At 72.4% G+C, this 24238-nt stretch carries 2 protein-coding genes and 2 pseudogenes; all 4 read left to right on the top strand.

What is annotated here, in order from left to right:
* A pseudogene (locus ABT186_RS48110) lies at nucleotides 1–171 on the top strand (ketoreductase domain-containing protein); the annotation flags it as partial.
* 321 nt (nucleotides 172–492) lie between these two features.
* Nucleotides 493–4422 (top strand): annotated as a pseudogene (locus tag ABT186_RS48105) (type I polyketide synthase); the annotation flags it as partial.
* 75 nt (nucleotides 4423–4497) lie between these two features.
* Nucleotides 4498–7569 carry an SDR family NAD(P)-dependent oxidoreductase gene (locus tag ABT186_RS48100; RefSeq protein WP_502973421.1) on the top strand — a complete coding sequence of 1024 codons (3072 nt, stop codon included), beginning with the start codon at nucleotides 4498–4500 and terminating at the stop codon, nucleotides 7567–7569.
* Nucleotides 7570–7646: 77 nt separating this feature from the next.
* Nucleotides 7647–24209 (top strand): type I polyketide synthase, encoded by a 16563-nt coding sequence (locus ABT186_RS35060; RefSeq protein ID WP_351928490.1) that lies wholly within the window; start codon nucleotides 7647–7649, stop codon nucleotides 24207–24209.
* The last annotated feature ends 29 nt before the right edge of the window (nucleotides 24210–24238 follow it).

Here is a 24238-nt window from a genome sequence, read left to right as displayed (position 1 = left end):
CTGCACGAGCTGACCCGCGACGCGGACCTTTCGACGTTCGTGGTCTTCTCCTCCGTCGCGGGCACATTCGGTGGCGCCGGGCAGGCCAACTACGCCGCCGCCAACGCCTTCCTCGACGGGTTCGCCGCCCTGCGGCGAGCCTCCGGTCTGCCCGCGACCGCCCTCGCCTGGGGCCCGTGGGCACCCGGCGCCGGCATGACCGCCGAGCTGACCGAAGCCGATCTGCGGCGCCTGGAGCGGACCGGGATGCTTCCGCTGGGGCCCGAACAGGGCCTCGGGCTCCTGGATACCGTGCTGGAGCTCGGCGCGGGTATGGAACGGGCCGCCGTGCTGCCGGTCGAGCTGGACATTGCGGCACTGCGCCGGCGGACGGCGGAGGACGTTCCTCCGCTGCTGCGCACCCTGGTCCGTCCCCGCGGACGCCGCAAGGCCGAGATCGGATCGGGCAGCGACACGGCCGGCCTGCGGGAGCGGCTGCTTGCCCTGTCCGCCGTGGACCGCGAGCGCTTCCTCCGGGACTTCGTATCGGCGCAGGCGGCCTCCGTCCTGGGGCATGGTTCGACGCAACAGGTAGAGGCTGAACAGACCTTCAAGGACCTCGGCTTCGACTCCCTCACCTCGGTCGAACTCCGCAACCGGCTGAACGCGGCCACGGGGATGCGTCTGCCCGCGACCCTGGTCTTCGATTACCCGACCCCGGCTGACGTGGCCCGCTTCGTGCTCGTGGAGCTGGTGGAGGACAGCGGGCCCGATGCCGTCACCGCCCTCGCCACCGCCGACGCGATGCTGCCCGTGCCGACCAGTGTGGGCGACGACCCGGTGGTGATCGTGGGCATGGCCTGCCGCTTCCCCGGCGGCGTCTCGTCGCCCGAGGAGCTTTGGCGGCTGGTCAGCGAGGGCGGCGACGCCATCGGTGACTTCCCGACCGACCGTGGCTGGGACCTGGACCGGTTGTACGACGCGGAGCCGGGCACACCGGGACGGACGTACGTCCGTGAGGGCGGTTTCCTCTACGACGCCTCCAAGTTCGATGCCGGGCTGTTCGGTATCTCGCCGCGTGAGGCGCTGGCGATGGATCCGCAGCAGCGGTTGTTGCTGGAGACGTCGTGGGAGGTGTTCGAGCGGGCGGGCATGGACCCGGCGACCCTGCGTGGCAGCCGTACCGGCGTCTTCGCCGGGGCCATGGCGCAGGACTACGGCTCCTTCCTGCGCGCGGGCGAGCTCGACTCCGGCGGCTACCTCATGACCGGTAACACCGGCAGTGTGGCCTCCGGCCGTATCGCCTACACCTTCGGTTTCGAGGGTCCTGCGGTGACGGTGGACACGGCGTGTTCGTCCTCGCTGGTCGCCCTTCACCTGGCCGTGCAGGCGCTGCGCTCCGGCGAATGCGACCTGGCCCTGGCCGGCGGTGTGACCGTCATGTCGACCCCGGAAACCTTCCTTGAGTTCTCGCGGCAGCGGGGGCTGGCGTCGGACGGCCGGTGCAAGGCGTTCTCGGACGGCGCGGACGGTACGGCCTGGTCCGAGGGTGTGGGCCTGCTGCTGGTGGAGCGGCTGTCGGACGCGCGCCGCAACGGTCACCGGGTGCTGGCCGTGGTGGCGGGTTCCGCGGTCAACCAGGACGGTGCGAGCAACGGCCTGACCGCGCCGAACGGTCCCTCGCAGCAGCGGGTGATCCGTCAGGCTCTGGCGGGGGCGGGGCTCAAGCCCGCCGACATCGACGCCGTCGAGGCACACGGCACGGGGACCCCGTTGGGTGACCCGATCGAGGCCCAGGCCCTCCTTGCCACCTACGGTCAGGATCGTGAACGGCCTCTGTGGCTGGGTTCGTTGAAGTCGAACGTCGGTCACATGCAGGCGGCGGCCGGTGTGGGCGGTGTCATCAAGATGGTGATGGCGATGCGCCATGGCCTGCTGCCGCGCACCCTGCACGTGGACGAGCCGTCGTCGCATGTCGACTGGACGGCGGGGGAGATCACCCTGCTGACGGAGAACGTCGAGTGGCCGCAGCCCCAGGACCGGCCCCGTCGTGCGGGTGTGTCGTCGTTCGGTATCAGCGGCACCAACGCCCACGTCATCCTCGAACAGGCCGCGACGGACGAGACCGACAGCGCCACCGGCACCGTCTCTGCCACTACCGACGGCCGAACCGCCTCCGTGCCTCCCCCCGGCACGGACGGCCGTACGATCCTTCTTCCTCTCTCCGCCGCGGAGCCACGAGCGCTGCGCGCCCAGGCCGAGCAGCTGGCGGCCCTCCTGTCGGCCGACCCCGACCTGTCGCACGGCGATGTCGCACTGTCCCTCGCCACGACGCGTTCCGCACTGGAGCACCGCGCCGTGGTCCTGGCTGCCGACCGGCAGCAGGCCCTGCATGGCCTCCAGGCGGTGGCCCAGCAGGAGCCCGGCGGCCACGTGGTCACCGGCGCCGCGGTCACCGGCGGCGGTCGCACGGCGTTCCTCTTCGCGGGACAGGGTTCCCAGCGCCTAGGCATGGGCCGGGAACTGTACGAGACGTATCCGGCGTTCGCCGAAGCCTTCGACGCCGTCGACGCGGAACTGCCCTTCAGTCTGCGGGAGATCGTCTTCGGTGAGGACGCGGACCGGCTGAACCGTACCGAGTACGCCCAGCCCGCCCTCTTCGCGCTCGAAGTGGCCCTGTTCCGGCTGCTGGAGTCGTGGGGCGTGCGCCCGGACGTGCTGCTCGGTCACTCCATCGGTGAACTCGCCGCGGCGCATGTCGCCGGAGTGTGGTCGCTGGCCGACGCCTGCCGACTGGTGGAGGCGCGTGGCCGGTTGATGCAGGCGCTGCCGTCCGGCGGTGCGATGGTGTCGTTCCAGGCATCCGAGGACGAGGTGCTGCCGCTGCTGGCCGGCCGGGAGTCCGAGGTCGGCATCGCGGCCGTCAACGGTGCGGAGGCGACCGTGGTCGCGGGCAGCGAGGCGGCCGTCGAGGAGATCGCCGCACATTTCCGGGACCTCGACCGCAAGGCGACCCGGCTGCGGGTCAGTCACGCCTTCCACTCCCCGCTGATGGAGCCGATGCTCGCCGAGTTCCGTACGGTCGCGGAGAGCCTGACGTACGACCGGCCGCAGTCGACGATCGTCTCGGCGCTCACCGGCGACCTCGCCGAAGCCGCCGACCTCATGACGCCCGACTACTGGGTGAGGCACGTCCGCCACGCCGTGCGGTTCGCCGACGGTGTCCGCCGGGTCCGGGCCGAAGGGGCGGTCAACTGGCTGGAGTTGGGCCCGGACGGCACGCTCACCGCCCTGGCCCAGGCCGAAGCGGGTGCCGACCCCGCCGATCAGGCCCTCTTCGTACCCACGCTGCGCAAGGACCGTGACGGGCCCGGGACGCTGCTGAACGCCGTGGCCGCCCTGTACGCCCGCGGCACCGAGCTGCGCTGGCCGGCCGTGTTCGCCGGCACCGGCGCACGCCGGGTCGAGCTGCCTACATACCCGTTCCAGAGGCAGTACTTCTGGCCCGGCGCTCCGAGCACCACAACGGCCGACGCCGCCGGGCTCGGGCTCATGGCCTCCGGACATCCGCTGCTCGGTGCCCAAGTCGCGCTGGCGGAAGGGGAAGGGGCCCTGCTCACCGGCAGGATTTCCCTCAAGACCCATCCCTGGCTGCAGGACCACACCGTGGCGGGCGCGGTTCTCTTCCCGGGAACGGGCTTCCTGGAACTGGCACTACAGGCCGGCCTCCATGTCGGCTGCGGCCGTGTGGCGGACCTGACGCTCGAGACGCCGCTGGTTCTCCCGGAGCACGCCGGTGTACGTGTCCAGGTTGCCGTCGGCGGCCCGGACGAGTCGGGACGGCGTACCGTCTCCGTCTACTCCCAGACCGATGCGGCCGACGCCGCTGCCCAGGGCTGGGTGCGTCACGCCACCGGCCTCCTCGATGCGGACCGCACCGACGACGCGGATCGCATCCACGAGGCGTACGGCGTCGGCGGGGCGCGTGACCTGACGAGCTGGCCGCCGGTCGACGCGGTCCCCGTCCCAGTGCACGGCTTCTACGAGCGGCTCGCGGACGAGGGATACGCCTACGGCCCGGTGTTCCAGGGACTGCGGGCCGTCTGGCGGCAGGGTGACGACGTCTACGCGGACGTCAGGCTGCCCGCCGACGCACAGGGCGAGGCCCGGCGCCATGGCCTCCACCCGGCCCTGCTCGACGCGACACTGCACGCCTGGCTCGCCGCCGGGCGGACGTCGGCGGATGACGCAAGTGACTCCGTCGGCTCCGGCGGAGTACGGCTTCCGTTCTCGTGGAGCGGTGCCTCGCTGACTGCGGTGGGTGCGTCCGCGGTACGGGTGCTGCTGTCGCCGGTGGACGAGGACACGATCACGCTGACCGTCGCCGACGCGGAGGGCCGCGTCGTCGCCCGTGTCGACGCCCTCACGCTGCGGGAGTTGAGCAGCGACGCGCTGGCTTCTGTCGCCGGCGGCCCGGCCGGGCAGCGGGACGCGCTGTTCCGGCTGGACTGGAGCGCCATGCCCGCACCGTCCGGTTCCCTCTCCGACCGGGCCGTGCAGTGGGCGGTCGTCGGAGACGAGGTCGCCGGGCTCGGCGAGGCTCCGGCCGGTCACTACGACGATCTCGCGGCGCTGGCGGCCGCGGTCGACGCGGGAGAGCCGCTGCCGGGCGCGGTGCTCGTCGCCTGCGGTCCCTCCGCGGCCGAGGACCGGCACCCGCTATCCGGCGCGGACGGCGCCGATGCGTCGGCGACCGTGGAAGCCACCAGGGCGGTGCTGCACGACGCTCTCTCCCTGGTGCAGAGCTGGCTCGCCGACGCCCGCTTCGGCACCGCCAGGCTGGTACTGGTGACACGAGGGGCCGTGCCCGCCGACGGCGACGGGGCGCTCACCGACCCGGTGGCCGCCTCCGTCTGGGGGCTCGTCCGCTCGGCGCAGTCGGAGCACCCCGGACGTCTGGTCCTGCTCGACCTCGCGCCCCAGACGCCCGCCCGCACCGACCAGGTCACCCTCGCCGAGGGAGACAGCGGCGTACCCACCCCGATCGACACCCCGATCGACCTGGTTCCGGCGCTCGCCTCCGGCGAGCCGCAGATCGCCCTCCGCGGCGGCGTAGCCCAGGTGCCCCGGCTGGCCCCGGCCGGCACCGGCGGCGCGCTGCTCCCGCCGCCCGGCGAACCCGTGTGGCGGCTGGACGTCACCACCCCCGGCACCCTCGACAGCCTGGCCCTGGTCGGCTGCCCCGAGGTCACCGGACCACTCGCCCCCGGCCAGGTACGGGTGGCGATGCGGGCCACCGGCGTCAACTTCCGCGACGTCCTGGTCTGCCTGGGCATGCTGGACCGCGAGGTGCCCGGCCGTGAGGGCGCGGGCGTCGTCCTGGAGACCGGTCCAGGTGTCACCGGCCTCGCCCCCGGCGACCGAGTGCTCGGACTGTTCTCCGGGGCGTACGGCCCGATCGCGGTGACCGATCACCGTCTGCTGACCCGGCAGCCCGACCACTGGTCCTTCACCGAGGCCGCGGCCGCACCCATCGTCTTCCTCAGCGCCTACCACGGCCTGGTGGACCTCGCCCATCTCCAACCCGGTGAGTCCGTCCTGGTCCACGCGGGCACCGGCGGCGTGGGCATGGCCGCCGTCCAGCTCGCCCGGCACCTGGGAGCCGAGGTCTTCGCCACCGCCTCCCCGGCCAAGTGGGAGACGCTGCGGGCGATGGGCCTGGACGACGACCACATCGCCTCCTCGCGCGACACGGACTTCGAGCAGAAGTTCCTCCGCGTGACCGATGGACGCGGCATGGACGTCGTCCTCAACTCCCTCGCCCGGGAACTGATCGACGCGTCGTTCCGGCTGCTGCCGCGCGGCGGTCGGTTCATCGAGATGGGCAAGACCGACCTGCGCGACGCGCAGACCGTCGCCGCCGAGCACCCCGGGGTGGTGTACCGGGCGTTCGACCTCAGGGACGTCGACCCCGACCACACCGCCGAGATGCTCACGAACGTGCTCGCGCTGTTCGAACAGCGTGCGCTGCGCCCGCTGCCCGTCACCACGTGGGACGTGCGGCGGGCCCCGGAGGCGTTCCGGTACCTCAGCCAGGCCCGGCACACCGGCAAGATCGTCCTCACCGTTCCCGAGGTGCCGGTCGACCTGGCCCATACCCCTGCCGACGAGGGAGGCACCGCAGAGGGCACGCGCGACGGACGTACCGCCGAGCACACCCGTACCCACGGCACCGTCCTGATCACCGGCGGCACCGGCACCCTCGGCGCACTGTTCGCCCGGCACCTGGTGACCCGCCACGGCGTCCGGCATCTGCTGCTCACCAGCCGCAGCGGCCCCGATGCACCCGGCGCCGCCGAACTCGCCGCGGAACTGGGCGCCCTCGGTGCCACCGTCACCGTCGCCGCCTGCGACATCGCCGACCGGGACGCCCTTGCCGGGCAGCTGGCCGCGATCCCCGCCGAGCACCCGCTCACGGCGGTCGTCCACGCGGCCGGCATCCTCGACGACGGCATCCTGGACTCCATGACGCCCGACCGCGTCGACCGCGTCCTGCGGCCCAAGGCCCAGGCCGCCTGGAACCTGCACGAACTGACCCGGGACCTGCATCTGTCGGCGTTCGTCCTCTTCTCCTCCGTGGCCGCCACCTTCGGCAGCCAGGGACAGGCCAACTACGCCGCCGCCAACGCCTTCCTGGACACCCTGGCCCATCACCGCAGGGCCCAGGGACTGCCCGCGCTCTCCCTGGCATGGGGCCTGTGGGACACCGACGCCGGCATGGCGGGCACTCTCGGCGCCGCCGACATCCGGCGGATCGGCCGCATGGGCCTCGCGCCGCTGCCCGCCGAGGAGGGCCTGGCCCTGTTCGATGCGGCGCTCGCCGCCGATCAGGCGCTGCTGCTGCCCACCCGCCTCGACCTGGCCGGTCTGGAACGCCGTGGCACCGAGCCGCCCGCCCTGCTCAAGGCGCTGGCCCGGACCCCGGTCCGACGGGCCGCGGCCGACCCCTCCGCAACCGCGGGCGGGGCCCAGGACGGAGGCAGCGGTACGGCGGTGCCGTTCACCGAGCAGCTGCGCCTGCTGCCCGCCGAGGAAAGGGAACGGGCCGCCCTGGACCTGGTCCGCACCCACACCGCGGCCGTGCTCGGGCATTCCGACCCCGAAGCGGTCGACGCCGACCGGCCTTTCAAGTCGCTCGGCTTCGACTCGCTCACCGCGGTCGAGATGCGCAACCGGCTCGGCACGGCCACCGGGCTCACCCTGCGGGCCACGCTGATCTTCAGCTACCCGACCCCCGCGGTCCTCGCCCGGTACCTGCTGGAGCAGTGCGCACCGCCGGAGGCACGCCCCGCGGACCTCCTCCTCGCGGAACTCGACAAGCTCGAAGCTGTCATGGCCGGTGTGGACACCGCCGCCGACGGCGCACCGGACGACGACGGGCTGAACGACAAGGTGACCGCACGACTGCGGGAACTGCTGACCCGGTGGACGGGCGGCGCGGACGGCACGACAACGGCCGGAACCGGACTCGAATCAGCGACGGACGACGAGATGTTCGACCTCATCAACAAAGAGCTGGGCATTTCCTGACCCCGACCGACCCCGGACCGCTCAGGACCCGACGTCTCCGGATCCCCTCGGGGGCTCCTCCTAGGAAGTGGCATCGAATGGCGAGCAACGAAGAGAAGCTGCGGGACTACCTCAAACTGGTCACGGCCGACCTTCGTCAGACACGCAAGCGTCTGCAGGACCTCGAGGAACAGCAGCAGGAACCCGTCGCGATCGTGGCGATGGGCTGCCGCTTCCCCGACCGGGCCGACACCCCCGAGGCCCTGTGGCGCCTCCTGGCTTCCGGCACCGACGCCGTCACCCCGTTCCCGGCCGACCGCGGCTGGGACCTGGAGGCGCTGTACGACCCGGACCCCGAGCGGCCCGGCACCTCGTACGTCCGTGAGGGCGGCTTCCTGCACGACGCCCCGCTCTTCGACGCCGAGTTCTTCGAGATCTCGCCCCGCGAGGCCCAGGCCATGGACCCGCAGCAGCGGCTGCTCCTGGAAACCTCCTGGGAGACCGTCGAACGCGCGGGCATCGTCCCCGCCTCCCTGCGCGGCTCGGGCACCGGCGTCTTCGTCGGCGCCATCGCCCAGGACTACCAGCCGCGCTCCCACGACTCCCAGGCCGACCTCGGCGGCCATCTGCTCACGGGCAGCACCATCAGCGTCGCCTCCGGCCGCATCGCCTACTCCTTCGGCCTTGAGGGCCCCGCGGTCACCGTCGACACGGCGTGCTCGTCGTCTCTGGTGGCCCTTCACCTTGCGGTACGGTCCCTGCGCTCCGGCGAGTGCGACCTGGCGCTCGGCGGCGGAGTGACCGTCATGTCCGGGCCCGAGATGTTCGTCGACTTCGGACGGCAGCGCGCGCTCGCCGCCGACGGCCGGTGCAAGGCGTTCTCCGCCGCCGCCAACGGCTTCGGACCCGCCGAGGGCGTCGGCATGCTGCTCCTGGAACGCCTTTCCGACGCCCGCCGCAACGGCCATCCCGTACTCGCTGTGATCCGCGGCAGCGCCGTCAACCAGGACGGCGCCTCCAACGGACTCACCGCCCCCAACGGTCCGGCCCAGGAACGGGTCATCCGCGCGGCCCTCGCCAACGCCGGCCTGTCCGCCGGGGACATCGACGCCATCGAGGCCCACGGCACCGGCACCCCGCTCGGCGACCCCATCGAGGCGGAGGCGCTGCTCGCCACCTACGGCGCCGCACGGCCCGAGGACCGGCCCCTGTGGCTCGGCTCGGTGAAGTCGAACATCGGCCACACCCAGGCCGCCGCAGGCGTCGCCGGCATCATCAAGATGGTGCTGGCCATGCGCCATGGCCTTCTGCCGCGCACCCTGCACGCCGACGAGCCGTCCCAGCACATCGACTGGACGGCGGCCGACCTCCGCCTGCTCACCAGCGAGCAGCCGTGGCCCGGCCAGGCCGACCGGCCCCGCCGCGCGGCTGTCTCCTCCTTCGGCATCAGCGGCACCAACGCCCATATGATCGTCGAGGAGGCGCCCGCGCCGGAGCCCGGCGACCCGACGGGCGAGGCGAACGAAGCGGACGTGGCGCACAAGCCTGCGTCTCCCACGACCGGCCCCGAGCGGCCCACGGGCGAACACCCCCTGCCCTGGGTCCTCTCCGGCCGCAGCCGCGCCGCACTGACCGCCCAGGCCGCACGGCTGCTCACCCACCTCGACGACGAACGAGATCCGGACCGGGCCGGCATCGGCCGCGCCCTGGTCACGACCCGCTCCGCCTTCGAACACCGGGCCGTGATCACCGGCCGCACCCTGGACGACCTGCGCACCGGCCTCGCAGCCCTGGCCACCGGCGAGCCCCACCCCCACACCGTCACGGGTACCGTCCGGGCCGGCGGACGGCTCGCGGTCCTGTTCGCCGGCCAGGGATCGCAACGGCTCGGCATGGGCCGCGAGTTGTACGACACGTACCCCGTCTTCGCCGCGTCCTTCGACGCGGTGGACGCAGAACTCCCGTTCAGTCTGCGGGAAGTGGTGTTCGGCGAGGACGCCGAGCGCCTGAACCGCACTGAGTACGCCCAGCCCGCCCTGTTCGCCCTCGAAGTGGCCCTGTTCCGGCTGCTGGAGTCGTGGGGCGTACGACCGGACGTGCTGATGGGGCACTCGGTGGGCGAGTTGGCGGCGGCGCATGTGGCGGGGGTGTGGTCGCTGGGGGACGCCTGCCGTCTGGTCGTGGCCCGCGGCCGGTTGATGCAGGCACTCCCGGCAGGGGGTGCGATGGTCGCTCTCCAGGCCACGGAAGAAGAGGTACTGCCGCTGCTGTCCGGCCGGGAGGCCGAGGTGGACATCGCGGCGGTCAACGGCCCCCAGGCGGTGGTGATTTCGGGCACGGCCGAGGCAGTCGAGGAGGTGGCCGCCCACTTCCGCGCCCAGGACCGCAAGACGACGGCGCTGCGGGTCAGCCACGCCTTCCACTCCCCGCTGATGGAGCCGATGCTGGCCGGCTTCCGGGCCGTGGCCGAAAGCCTCACCTACAACTCCCCGCGCATCGCGGTGATCTCCAACGTCACCGGTGGGCCGGCCGACCCCGCCGAGCTGACCTCCCCCGACTACTGGGTACGGCACGTCCGTCGGCCGGTCCGCTTCGCCGACGGCATACGGGCCCTGGAGGAGCGCAAGGCCGGCCGGCTTCTGGAGCTGGGCCCCGACGGCCAGCTGACGGCCCTGGCCCAGGGCTGCCTGGACGGCGGCCCCCACGTCTTCGCCACAGCCCTGCGCAAGGACCGCCCGGAACCCGAGAGCCTCCTCGCAGCCCTCGCCGAGCTCTACGCAAGTGGCCTGCCGGTGCATTGGGAGACGGCGTTCCCCCAGGTCACGGCCGCCGATCCGGCGCAGGAGCGGGTCGACCTGCCGACGTACGCGTTCCAGCGACGCCGCTTCTGGTCCCGCGACACGGGCTCGACGCTCGGTGATCCGGGTGCGTTGGGTCTGGGGTCGGCGGGGCATCCGTTGCTGGGTGCGGCGGTGGAGTTGGCCGGTGGTGATGAGCTGCTGTTGACGGGGCGTTTGTCGTTGGTTTCGCAGGAGTGGTTGCGGGATCATGTGGTGGCGGGTGCGGTGGTGTTTCCGGGGACTGGTTTCCTGGAGTTGGCGTTGCGGGCCGGTGAGCAGGCGGGCTGTGACCGGGTGGAGGATGTGACGATTGCGGCGCCGTTGGTGGTGCCGGAGCGGGGTGGGGTTCGGGTTCAGGTGAGGGTTGGTGCGGCGGACGATGCCGGCCGGCGCACCCTGGAAATCCACTCCCGCGCCGAGAACGCCCTCGACACCGATCCGTGGACGCTCCATGTGACGGGTGTGCTGGCCGCCGTCGCGGACGTACCGCCTCCGGACCGTTTCGACTTCGGTGTGTGGCCGCCGCAGGGTGCGGTGGCGGAGCCGGTCGAGGACGTGTACGAGCGTTTCGCCGGTCTGGGGTTGTCGTACGGGCCGGTGTTCCGGGGCCTGCGTGGCGTGTGGCGGCGCGGTGACGAGGTCTTCGCCGAGGTCGCGCTGCCGGAGGAGCAGGAGACGGCCGCAAGCCGGTTCGGGCTGCATCCGGCGTTGGTGGACGCGTCCCTGCACGCGGTGATGTTCTCCCCCGTGTTCGGGGATGGGCGGGCGCGGTTGCCGTTTGCCTGGGGCGGGGTGTCGCTGTGGGCGTCGGGTGCGCGTGGGCTGCGTGTGCGGATGGTGCCGGTGGGGTCGGACGCGGTGGCGTTGGAGCTGGCCGATCCGGCGGGCGGTCCGGTCGCCTCGGTGGAGTCGCTGGTACTGCGGGAGGCGTCCGGCGATCTGGCCACGGCAGACGCCGGCCGCCCCGACGGTCTCTTCCAGGTCGACTGGGTGAAGGTCCCCGCGAGCTCGGGCCCCGCGCCGACGGTGTCCGGCACCGCTCTGCCGGAACCGGACGAGACAGTCCCCGCCGATGTGTTCGTCCGGGTCGAACGCCCGGCCGACGACACCGCCGAGGCCGTCCATGCGCTGACCGCGTGGGCTCTCGAACTGGTCGGGGAGTGGTTGGCCGAGGAGCGGTTCGAGGGTGCCCGTCTGGTGGTGGTCACCGAAGGGGCCCTGGCGCTCGATGATGGGGCTCCGGATCCGGCTCTGGCTGCGGTGTGGGGTCTGGTGCGGGCGGCTCGGGCGGAGAACCCTGGGCGGTTCGCGCTGATCGATGTGGACGGTACGGAGGAGTCCTGGGCGGTGGTGGGGGCCGGGCTGGCCTCCGGGGAACCCGAGCTCGCGGTGCGTGGTGGTGTGGCGTTCGCTTCGCGTCTGGGGCGTGCGTCGACGGGTACGGCGCTGGCGGTTCCGGTGGGGGAGTCGGCGTGGCGGCTGGATGTCGTGGAGAAGGGCACGCTGGAGGGGCTGGCGCTGCGGCCGGTCCCGGAGGCGTCGGCTGAGTTGGTGGAGGGTCAGGTCCGTGTTGCGGTGCGGGCTGCGGGTGTCAACTTCCGTGACGTGCTTAATGCGCTTGGTATGTATCCCGGTGATGCGAGGGACTTCGGTCTGGAGGGTGCCGGTGTGGTGACCGAGGTCGGTCCGGGGGTGTCGGGGCTGGTGGTCGGTGACCGGGTCATGGGCATGTTCCCGGGCTCGTTCGGGCCGGTGGCGGTGGCGGACGCGCGGACTCTTGTGCGGGTTCCGGCGGGCTGGTCGTTCGCGCAGGCCGCATCCGTGCCGATCGTGTTCCTGACGGCGTACTACGCGCTGACCGATCTGGGTGGTGTGCGGGCCGGGGAGTCGGTGTTGGTGCATGCGGCGGCCGGTGGTGTGGGTATGGCCGCGACCCAGTTGGCGCGGCATTTGGGTGCTGAGGTGTTCGGTACGGCGAGTGCGGGCAAGTGGGACACGCTGCGGGGCCTGGGCCTGGATGAGCGTCATATTGCCTCGTCGCGGGATACGGAGTTCGAGGCGGCCTTCCTTGCGGTGACCGGTGGTCGTGGCATGGATGTCGTGCTGGACTCGCTGGCGGGTGAGTTCGTGGATGCGTCGCTGCGGTTGCTGCCGCGGGGTGGGCGTTTCCTGGAGATGGGCAAGACCGATATCCGGGATGCGGAGGCTGTTGCCGCCGAGCATGCGGGTGTGACGTATCGGGCCTTTGATCTGTGGGATGCCGGTCCGGAGCGGATCGGGCAGATGCTGGCCGATCTGGTTGTCCTGTTCGAGGCGGGGGTGCTGGAGCCTCTTCCGGTGACGTGCTGGGATGTGCGCAGGGCTTCGGAAGCCTTCCGCTACCTCTCCCAGGCGCGGCATGTGGGCAAGGTGGTCCTGACCGTCCCGGCCCCGCTGGACCCGGACGGGACCGTGCTGGTGACCGGTGGTACGGGTGGTCTGGGTGCGCTGGTGGCGCGTCATCTGGTGACCGGGCATGGCGTCCGGCATCTGCTGCTGGCCAGTCGCCGGGGCCTGGAGGCTCCCGGTGCTGAGCAACTCGTCGCCGAGCTTGCCGGGTTGGGTGCCGAGGTCGAGGTGGCGGCCTTGGATGTCGCCGACCGCGACCAGCTCGCCACCGCCCTCGCAGCGATTCCCTCCGGGCATCCGCTGACCGGTGTGGTGCACACGGCCGGTGTCCTGGACGACGGTGTGGTCGCCTCGCTCACCGCGGACCGGCTGGCCAAGGTCATGCGCCCGAAGGTGGACGCCGTGGCCCACCTGCACGAGCTGACCCGCGACGCGGACCTGTCCGCCTTCGTGGTCTTCTCCTCCGTCGCGGGCACGTTCGGCAGTGCGGGGCAGGCCAACTACGCAGCCGCCAACGCCTTCCTCGACGCCTTCGCCGCCCTGCGGCGAGCCTCCGGTCTGCCCGCGACCGCCCTCGCCTGGGGCCCGTGGGCACCCGGCGCCGGCATGACCGCCGAGCTGACCGAAGCCGATCTCCGTCGCATGGCACGCGAGGGCATGCAGCCGCTCGCTCCCGAACAGGGCCTGGAACTGTTCGACGCCGCCCTGGAGATCGGTCCCGCGCTGGAACGAGCCGCCGTACTGCCGATCAACCTCGACATCGCTGCCCTGCGCAAGCGGGGACACGAGGTCCCGGGCCTGCTGCGCGCTCTCGTCCGTACGCCCGCGCGCCAGGCCGTGGCGGTACAGGCCATGGCCGGCGGCACGGCCGATCTTCGGCAGCGTGTCACGGGGCTTCCTGCGGTCGAGCGCGAGAAGTTCCTTCTGGATCTCGTCTGCGGACAAGTTGCCTCCGTCCTGGGCTACGCGTCCGCCGCCGACGTGGAAGCCGACCAGGCTTTCAAGGCGCTCGGCTTCGACTCCCTCACCTCGGTCGAACTCCGCAACCGGGTCAACGCAGCCACCGGTATGCGGTTGCCCGCGACCCTTGTCTTCGACTACCCGACCCCCGCCGTACTCGCCCGCCACCTCCTGTCGCAGCTGTCGGACGAAGCTGAGGCCACCACCTCCCTGGCGGCTCTGCCTGCGCCGACGAGTGTGGGCGACGATCCGGTGGTGATCGTGGGGATGGCGTGCCGGTTCCCGGGTGGGGTCGGTTCGCCGGAGGACTTGTGGCGGCTGGTCAGTGAGGGCGGAGACGCGATCGGTGGGTTCCCGGCCGACCGCGGCTGGGACCTGGACGGCCTCTTCGACCCGGAGCCGGGCAGGGTCGGTCATACGTATGTGCGTGAGGGCGGTTTCCTCTACGACGCTGCGCTGTTCGATGCCGGGCTGTTCGAGATTTCGCCGCGTGAGGCGCTGGCGATGGATCCGCAGCAGCGGCTGCTGCTGGAGACGTCGTGGGAGGTGTTCGAGCGGGCGGGTATCGACCCGGCGACCCTGCGTGGTAGTCGCACGGGTGTCTTCGCCGGCGCGATCACGCAGGACTATGGCTCGTTCATGCGCGCCGGGGAGCACGACTCGGATGGCTACCTGCTGACCGGTTCGACGGGCAGTGTGGCTTCGGGTCGTATTGCGTACACGTTCGGTTTTGAGGGTCCTGCGGTGACGGTGGACACGGCGTGTTCGTCGTCGCTGGTGGCGTTGCATCTGGCGGCGCAGGCGCTGCGGGCGGGTGAGTGTGATCTGGCGTTGGCCGGTGGTGTGACGGTCATGGCGGGTCCGGAGATGTTCGTGGAGTTCTCGCGGCAGCGGGGGCTGGCGTCGGACGGCCGGTGCAAGGCGTTCTCGGACGGCGCGGACGGTACGGCGTGGTCCGAGGGTGTGGGTCTGCTGTTGGTGGAGCGGTTGTCGGACGCGCGCCGCAACGGTCACCGGGTGCTGGCGGTTGTGGCGGGTTCCGCGGTCAATCAGGATGGTGCGAGCAATGGTCTGACCGCGCCGAACGGTCCGTCGCAGCAGCGGGTGATCCGTCAGGCGCTGGCCGGTGCGGGGCTCAAGCCCGCCGACATCGACGCCGTCGAGGCACACGGCACGGGTACGCCGCTGGGTGACCCGATCGAGGCCCAGGCCCTCCTTGCCACCTACGGTCAGGATCGTGAACGGCCTCTGTGGCTGGGTTCGTTGAAGTCGAACGTCGGTCACATGCAGGCGGCGGCCGGTGTGGGTGGTGTCATCAAGATGGTGATGGCGATGCGGCACGGGGTGTTGCCGCGCACTTTGCACGCCGAGGAGCCGTCGTCGCACGTGGACTGGTCGGTCGGGGACATCGAGTTGCTGACCGAGGAGCGGGCGTGGCCTGAGGGGGATCGGCCCCGGCGTGCGGGTGTGTCGTCGTTCGGTATCAGTGGCACCAACGCTCACGTGATCATCGAAGAGGCTCCCGGGATGTCGTCGGATGTCCTGGTGGTGGAGGACGGTGCGCAGGGCGATCCGGTTGTCGTGCCGGTGGTGGTGTCGGGTGCGGGTGCTGCTGCGGTGCGGGGTCAGGCCGAGCGGCTGTGCGGCTGGCTGGAGGGCTCGGCCGGTGACGGTGTCCGGGTGGCCGATGTGGCTCTGGCGACCGTGACGACCCGGACCGTGCTGGAACACCGGGCCGTTGTGCTCGCGGCCGACCGGGACGAACTGCTCCAGGGCCTGCGCGCGCTGGCGGACGGTACGGAGGTACCGGGGCTGATCCAGGGCACGGAAACGCGTGCCGGGAAGACGGCTCTGCTCTTCGCTGGTCAGGGGTCGCAACGCCTCAGCATGGGCCGTGAGCTGTATGAGACGTATCCCGTCTTCGCCGAGGCTTTCGACGCGGTGGACGCGGAGCTGCCGTTCAGTCTGCGGGAAATGGTGTTCGGCCAGGACGCGGAGCGGCTGAATCGGACCGAGTATGCGCAGCCCGCTCTGTTCGCCCTCGAAGTGGCGCTGTTCCGGCTGCTGGAGTCGTGGGGTGTGCGTCCGGATGTGCTCGCGGGTCACTCGATCGGTGAGATCGCGGCGGCGCATGTGGCGGGGGTGTGGTCGCTGGCGGACGCGTGCCGGCTTGTCGTGGCCCGCGGCCGGTTGATGCAGGCTTTGCCGTCCGGCGGGGCGATGGTCGCGCTCCAGGCGGCCGAGGACGAGGTACTGCCTCTCCTCGACGACCGGGTGGGTATCGCCGCAGTCAACGGCCCGCAGGCGGTGGTGATCGCCGGTGTTGCCGATGCGGTGGAGGAGGTGGCCGCGCATTTCCGTGCCCAGGACCGCAAGACGACTGCCCTGCGCGTCAGTCATGCGTTCCACTCGCCGCTGATGGAGCCGATGCTGGACGACTTCCGCAAGGTCGCCGAGAGCCTGACGTACGAGCATCCCGAAATTCCTCTCGTCTCGTCGGTCACCGGCAAGGCGGCCACCGCCGACGAGCTCATGTCCCCGGACTACTGGGTCAGTCATGTGCGCCGGACGGTCCGTTACGCCGATGCCGTCCACGCCCTGGCTGAGCAGAACGTCACCCGTTACCTCGAACTCGGCCCGGACGGCACCCTCACCGCCCTCGCCCAGACAGCCCTCGACGACCCCGACGCGGCGTTGCTCGTACCGGCGCTCCGCAAGGACCGGCCCGAGGCACCCGCACTGCTCGCAGCGGTTGCCGGGCTGTTCACCCACGGCGCCGACGTGGACTGGCCCAAGGCGTTCGCAGGGCGCGGAGCCCGTACGGTCGAGCTGCCGACGTACGCCTTCCAGCGGAAGCGGTTCTGGCCGATGGCGTCGCACAGGCCCGGTGACCTCGCCGCCGCAGGGCTCGGTGCGGCCGGGCACCCGCTGCTCGGTGCCGCCGTCGAACTCGCCGGCGGTGGAACGGTGTTGACCGGACGCATCTCACTGCGTTCGCACCCGTGGCTGCGGGACCACCAGGTCCTGGGCGCAGCGGTCTTCCCGGGCACGGGCTACGCCGAACTGGCGCTGCGCGCAGGCGACGAGGTCAACTGCGGCAGAGTCGAGGAGTTGACGATCGCGGTGCCGCTGGTGGTGCCGGAGCAGGGCACTGTACGGCTGCAGGTCACCGTGGGTGTCGCCGACGACTCCGGGCGCCGCACCGTGGAGGTCCACTCACGGCCGGAGGACGCCTCGGACGACACGCCGTGGGTGCTGCACGCCGGCGGTCTGCTGTCGCCGGACACGACGACCGATGCACAGGACGATGCGGCGTTCGACCTCACGCAGTGGCCCCCGAAGGGCGCCGAGCCCCGGCCCGTCTCCGACGTGTACGACCGGCTCGCGGCGGCCGGGCTGGCGTACGGCCCCGTGTTCCAGGGGCTGCACACGGTGTGGCGGCGCGGGGACGAGGTGTTCGCCGAGGTCGCGCTGCCGGAGGAGCACGAAGGGCTCGCGAGCCGGTTCGGAGTGCATCCGGCGCTGCTCGACTCGGCCCTGCACGCGGTCCTCTTCGGCCCCCTCGGTGAAGCGGGCGCCGGGCGGCTCCCCTTCTCCTGGAACGGGCTGTCGCTGTACGCGTCCGGAGCGCGCGCCCTGCGGGTGAGGGTGGCCCCGGCGGGAGACGACGCGGTGACCCTGCAACTGGCCGACCCGGCCGGTGGGGTCGTGGCTGCCGTCGAGGCGTTGGCGCTGCGCGAGGTGCCGTCCGAACTGGTGACGGCCACGGGCGCGGTCGCCCCATCCGGAACGTACCGAATCGACTGGACTCCGCTGCCGTCGTCGTCCTCGTCCTCAGCCTCGTCGTCGTCCTCGGCTTCGGCTTCGGCTCTGGCCTCGGCCTCTGTCGACGAGGCGTCGCCCGCAGACGCCCATACGGTCCTGCTGCCGGACTTCGCGACCCCCGACGACCGCCCGGCCACCGAGGACCAGGCGACCACCGCGCGCCCTGCCGTCCCCGTCCGTACCTGGTCGGAACTGGTCCGGGCCGTGCACGACGGCGACCCCGCCCCCGGGACCGTGCTGCTCCCCTGGAGCGGCCCGGTGGACACCCCGCTCGACGGCTCCGCCGCCGCGGCCCACGCCGTCACCGCCGCCGCACTGGACTTCGTACAGGACTGGCTGGCGGCCGACGAGTTCGCGGAAGCCCGGCTCGTCGTCGTCACGCGGGGCGCGGTTGCGGTGGCGCCCGACGAGGAGTCGGATCCGGCTCTGGCCGCCCTGTGGGGTCTGGTGCGCTCGGCCCGGACCGAGAACCCCGGCCGGTTCGCGCTGGCCGACCTGGACGGCACGCCGGAGTCCTGGGACGCGCTGATCGCGCTGCTGGCCCGGCCGGACACCCCCGCCGTCGAGGCAGAACTGGCCGTGCGCGGCGGCACGGTGCTCGTCCCGAGGCTCGCCCCGGCACCCCTGCCCACCCCCTCCGGCACCGGCGAGGACACCGGCGCCACCCACCCGGTGCACCTCGCGGACGGCACCGTCCTCGTCACCGGCGGCACCGGAGGCCTGGGCGCCCTGGTCGCCCGTCATCTGGTCACCGAGCACGGCGTACGTCACCTCCTCCTGGCCGGCCGGCGCGGACCGGACGCCCCCGGCGCGGCGGAACTCACCGCCGAGCTGACAGACCTTGGCGCCGACGTCACCGTCGCGGCGTGCGACGTGGCCGACCGCCGGGCACTGGAGGCCCTGCTGGCGTCCGTCCCGGCCGACCGACCGCTGACCGGAGTCGTCCACACGGCGGGCGTGGTGGACGACGGCGTAGTGGCGTCGCTGACCGAGGAACGGCTGCGCACGGTGCTGCGCCCCAAGGCGGACGCGGCCGACCACCTCGACACACTCACCCGCGACCTGGACCTGGCCGCGTTCGTGCTGTTCTCCTCGGTCTCCGGCACCTTCGGTGGCGCCGGACAGGCCAACTATGCCGCCGCCAGCGCCTACTTGGACGCCATCGCCCGCTGCCGCCGTCACCTCGGCCTGCCCGCGGTGTCCCTCGCCTGGGGTCCCTGGGCACCCGGCGCCGGCATGACCGCCGAGCTGACCGACGCGGATCTGCGCCGTATGGCACGCGGTGGCGTACGGCCGCTCGCGGTCGACCAGGGCCTCGCCGTGCTCGACGCCGTCCTGCGGGGCGCCGAGCCCGCCCACCTCCTCCCGGTCAACCTCGACCTCGGCGCACTGCGCGAACTCCCCGACCTGCCGCCGCTGTTGCGTGGTCTGGTGCGCGGTCCGGTCCGGCGCGCCGCACACACCGGCGGGCACGGCACGGGCGGCGACGAGCTGCGGACCCGGTTGCTGGCCCTGCCCGCCGGCGAACGTGAACCGCTCCTGCTGGACCTGGTCGCCGGTCTGGTGGCCCAGGTGCTCGGCCACGCCTCGGCCGCCGACGTGGAGCCGGGTCAGGCGTTCAAGACGCTCGGCTTCGACTCGCTGACCTCGGTGGAGCTGCGCAACCGCGTCAACGCCGCGACCGGGCTGCGGCTGCCCGCCACACTGGTGTTCGACCACCCGTCGCCCGCCGCGCTCGCCCGGCACCTGCTGACCGTACTCGCCGAAGACGCCACCGACCCGCACCAAGCGGCGCTGCCCGCCTGGAAGGGCGTGGACGACGATCCGGTGGTGATCGTGGGCATGGCGTGCCGGTTCCCCGGCGGCGTCGAGTCACCCGAGGACCTCTGGCAGCTGGTCAGCGAGGGCGGCGACGCCATCGGCGACTTCCCGACCGACCGAGGCTGGGACCTGGAGGCTCTCTACGACCCCGAGCCGGGCCGGCTCGGCAAGACCTACGTCCGCCGGGGCGGGTTCCTGTACGACGCGGCGTCCTTCGACGCCGGACTCTTCGGTATCTCGCCGCGTGAGGCGCTCGCGATGGACCCGCAGCAGCGGCTGCTCCTTGAGGTGTCCTGGGAGGTCTTCGAAAGGGCGGGCATCGACCCCACCGCACTGCGCGGCAGCCGCACCGGAGTGTTCGCCGGAGTCATGGGCCAGGACTACAACTCCTGCCTGCGCGAGGGCGAGCACGACTCCGACGGCTACCTGCTGACCGGCAACACCAGCAGCGTCCACTCCGGCCGTATCGCCTACAGCTTCGGCCTGGAGGGCCCGGCGATGACGGTCGACACCGCGTGCTCCTCCTCCCTGGTCACCCTGCACCTGGCCGCCCAGTCGCTGCGGTCGGGGGAGTGCGATCTGGCGCTCACCGGGGGTGTCATGGTGATGTCCACCCCGGACACCTTCGTCGACTTCAGTCAGCAGCGCGGCCTCGCCTTCGACGGGCGCTGCAAGTCCTTCGGCGCCGGGGCCGACGGAACGTCCTGGTCCGAGGGCATCGGCATGCTGGTGCTGGAGCGGATGTCGGACGCGCGCCGCAACGGTCACCGGGTGCTGGCCGTGGTGGCCGGCTCGGCGGTCAACCAGGACGGCGCGAGCAATGGCCTGACCGCCCCCAACGGTCCGTCGCAGGAAAGGGTCATCCGTCAGGCGCTGGCCGGTGCGGGGCTGAAGCCGGCCGACGTGGACGCTGTGGAGGCGCACGGGACGGGTACGCCGCTCGGTGACCCGATCGAAGCTCAGGCCCTCCTCGCCACCTACGGTCAGGATCGTGAACAGCCCCTGTGGCTGGGCTCGTTGAAGTCCAACGTGGGCCACTCTCAGGCGGCGGCCGGTGTGGGTGGTGTCATCAAGATGGTGATGGCGATGCGGCACGGGGTGCTGCCGCGCACCCTCCACGCCGACGAGCCGTCTCCCTTCATCGACTGGTCGGCGGGGGAGATCACCCTGCTGACGGAGAACGTCGAGTGGCCGCAGCCCCAGGACCGGCCCCGTCGTGCGGGTGTGTCGTCCTTCGGCATCAGCGGCACCAACGCCCACGTCATCATCGAGGAGGCCCCGGACACCTTCGCCGCGCCGGACGCCGACAACCGCGAACAGGCCCCGGCAGCCGATGAGTTGCCTGTGGCGCCGATCGCGTTGTCCGCCGCGTCCGAGGGAGCGCTGCGCGGCCAGGCCGAACGACTGTGGGCCCGCGTCGACGCCGACCGTGAACTTCGGCTGAGCGACCTGGGACTCTCGTCGACCCTCAGGCCCTGGCTGGAGCACCGCGCGATGGTCCTCGCCGCCGACCGTGACGACCTTCTGCGTGGCCTGCGCGCCTTGGCAGTGGGCGAGCACGACACAAGGGTTCTCACCGGCACCCCGGGGCGCTCGGGCCGACGTCTCGCGTTCCTGTTTGCGGGGCAGGGGTCGCAACGCCTCGGCATGGGCCGGGAGTTGTATGAGACGTATTCCGTCTTCGCCGACGCTTTCGATGCGGTGGACGCGGAACTCCCGTTCAGTCTGCGGGAAGTGGTGTTCGGCGAGGACGCGGAGCGGCTGAATCGGACCGAGTTTGCGCAGCCCGCCCTGTTCGCCCTCGAAGTGGCTCTGTTCCGGCTGCTGGAGTCGTGGGGCGTACGCCCGGACGTCCTCGCGGGTCACTCGATCGGTGAGATCGCGGCGGCGCATGTGGCGGGGGTGTGGTCGCTGGCGGACGCGTGCCGTCTCGTCGTGGCCCGTGGCCGGCTGATGCAGGCTTTGCCGTCCGGCGGTGCGATGGTCGCGTTGCAGGCCACGGAGGAAGAGGTGCTGCCGCTGCTGTCCGGTCGGGAGGCCGAGGTCGGTATTGCGGCGGTCAACGGGCCGCGGTCGGTGGTGATTTCCGGTGCGGCCGAGGCGGTCGAGGAGGTGGCCGCCCACTTCCGTGCCCAGGACCGCAAGACGACGGCGTTGCGGGTCAGCCACGCGTTCCATTCGCCGTTGATGGAGCCGATGCTGGCCGAGTTCCGTACTGTGGCGGAGGGGCTGGAGTACGCGGAGCCGCGGGTGCCGGTGGTGTCGACCCTGACCGGTGAGGTCGCGACCGCCGCGGAGCTGATGTCTGCGGACTACTGGGTGGAGCATGTGCGGCGGCCGGTGCGTTTCGCTGATGCGGTGCGTTGCCTGGGCGAGCAGGGTGCGGGCCGGTTTGTGGAGCTGGGTGCGGACGGCACGCTCACCGCACTCGCCGAGGGGTGCCTCGACGGTGACGGTCAGGGACATCTGCTGACTCCCGTCCTGCGCAAGGACCGTCCCGAGGCCCACGCACTGCTCTCGGCGGCGTCGGCCCTGCATCTGCACGGCGGACGGGTGGACTGGCACGCCGTATTCGCGCCGGCGGGCGCGACCATCGTGGATCTGCCGACCTACGCCTTCGAACACGAGCGCTTCTGGCCCGAAGGAGCCAAGCTGGGCGGCCCGTCGGCGGCGGCCTCCTCCGACCGCGCCGACGCTCGGTTCTGGACAGCTGTCGAGCGTGGCGACGCCCGTACGCTGGCCGACTCGCTCGGTGTGGCACAGGAGACGCTGGACGGACTGCTGCCGGCGCTCTCGTCGTGGTGGCGCGGGCAGCAGGAGCACTCCAGGGTGGATGACTGGCTGTACGGTGCGAGCTGGAAGCCGCTGGGCGCGGTCTCCGGCGGGGCGCTGCCCGGCCGCTGGCTGGCGGTGCTGCCCGGCGGGCTGCGGGACGACGCGTGGAGCGGAGCCGTACTGGACGGCCTCGCCGCGAACGGCGCCGAGCCGGTGCCGGTCGTGTACGAGCCTGGTACCGACCGGTCCGCGCTGGCCGCGCTGCTGACCACCGCGGCCGGGGACGAGCCGGTCGCCGGGGTTCTGTCGTTCCTGGCACTGACCGAGCGGGATGTCGAGGACGGCGCTGACGGCGAGAACGCCCTCAGCACCTCCGGTGACGCCGTGCCGGCCGGCCCCGCCGCAACGGCCGTACTCGTACAGGCATTGGGCGACAGCGGGATCGCCGCCCCGCTGTGGGCGCTGACCCGGGGCGCGGTCTCCGTCAACCGTTCCGACCGGGCCCCCGACCCGGCGCAGGGCGCGGTGTGGGGCCTGGGCCGGGTGGCGGCGCTGGAGCACCCGGACGGCTGGGGTGGTCTGGTCGACCTTCCCCCCGTCGTGGACCGGCGCACGGTGGGCCGCCTGGTCGGCGCGCTCACCGGCCGCTCGGGAGAGGACCAGGTGGCCATCCGGGCGACCGGTGTCTTCGGGCGGCGGCTCGGCCGGGTGGCCCCCGGAGCCCTGGGCGCGGGCTGGCGTCCGTCGGGCACCGTACTGATCACGGGCGGTACGGGCGCGCTGGGCGCCCGGGTGGCCCGCTGGGCCGCCGCGCAGGGCGCCGAGCACCTGGTGCTGATCAGCCGGCGCGGGCTGGACGCGCCCGGCGCCGCCCAACTGCGCGACGACATCGGCGCCTTGGGCGTACGGGTGACCGTGGCCGCCTGCGACGCCGCGGACCGGGAGGCGCTCGCGGCGCTGCTGGCCGAGCACCCGGTGGATGCGGTGGTGCACACGGCGGGTGTCCTGGACGACGGGCTCGTCGAGGCGCTCACCCCGGAGCGTTTCACGACCGTCCTGCGCGCCAAGGCCGTTGCCGCGCGCAACCTCGACGAGCTGACCCGCGGCCGGGAGCTGTCGGCGTTCGTACTGTTCTCCTCGTTCGCGGGCGCCATCGGCTCCCCGGGCCAGGGCAACTATGCGGCCGCCAACGCCTACTTGGACACTCTCGCCGAGCGGCGCAGGGCGGCCGGGCTTCCGGCCACGTCCGTGGCATGGGGGCCGTGGGCGGAGGACGGCATGGCCGCCGACGGCAGCGTCGAGGAGTATCTGCGGCGCCGTGGCCTGACCGGGCTCGACCCCGAGCTGGCACTGGTGGCGATGGAGCGGCTGGCGGGCGGAGACGATCCGGCCGCGGTCGTGGCGCGGGTCGACTGGACGCGCTTCGCTCCCGCGTTCGCCGCCGGCCGGGGCACCACCCTGCTGGGGGAGATACCGGAGGCGGACGCCGCGCTGGAGGACGCCGCGTCCGGGGTGGACGTCGACGCGCTGCGGCAGCGGCTGGCCGGGCTCAGCGCCGACGAACGGTCCACGGCACTGGTCGAGTTGGTGCGGGAGCAGGCGGCCGTGGTCCTGGGACATGCCAGGGCGGACGCGGTGGACCCGGCCCGGGCCTTCCGGGAAGCAGGATTCGACTCGCTGACCGCGGTGGAGCTGCGCAACCGGCTCGGCGCGGCCACCGGGCTGCGGCTGCCCGCGACTTTGGTGTTCGACTACCCCGCGCCGGTGGACATCGCCCGGTACCTGGATGCCGAACTCGTCGGCCCCGACGGCGACTCGGCCGGGGGGACCGGGGTCGTCGCCGAGATCGACCGACTGGCACGGGCCCTCGCGGCCGAGTCCGGGGCCGGGGGCGAGACCCACCTGGAGATCACGACGAAGCTGCGGGGACTGCTGGCCATCTGGACCGGCGCCGACGCCGCAGACGAGCCCGACGACGCGGCCGCGGAACTGGACGGGGCGACGGACGACGAGATGTTCGACCTGATCGACAAGGAACTCGGAATCTCCTGACCACCCGGCTCCGGCGACGGTGACCGTTC

Origin of the sequence: Streptomyces sp. NPDC001634 (genome assembly GCF_040298185.1) — a bacterium.
Classification (GTDB): Bacteria; Actinomycetota; Actinomycetes; order Streptomycetales; family Streptomycetaceae; genus Streptomyces.
Note: the sequence above shows the minus strand (reverse complement) of the source record. Positions and strands in the feature narration are given on the sequence as shown.

Bases quoted from the DNA above. Each gene is read 5' to 3' on its own strand.
- ABT186_RS48100 (WP_502973421.1), top strand. From the start codon at position 4,498: ATGCCCGCACCGTCCGGTTCCCTCTCCGACCGGGCCGTGCAGTGGGCG.
- ABT186_RS35060 (WP_351928490.1), top strand. From the start codon at position 7,647: ATGGCGAGCAACGAAGAGAAGCTGCGGGACTACCTCAAACTGGTCACG.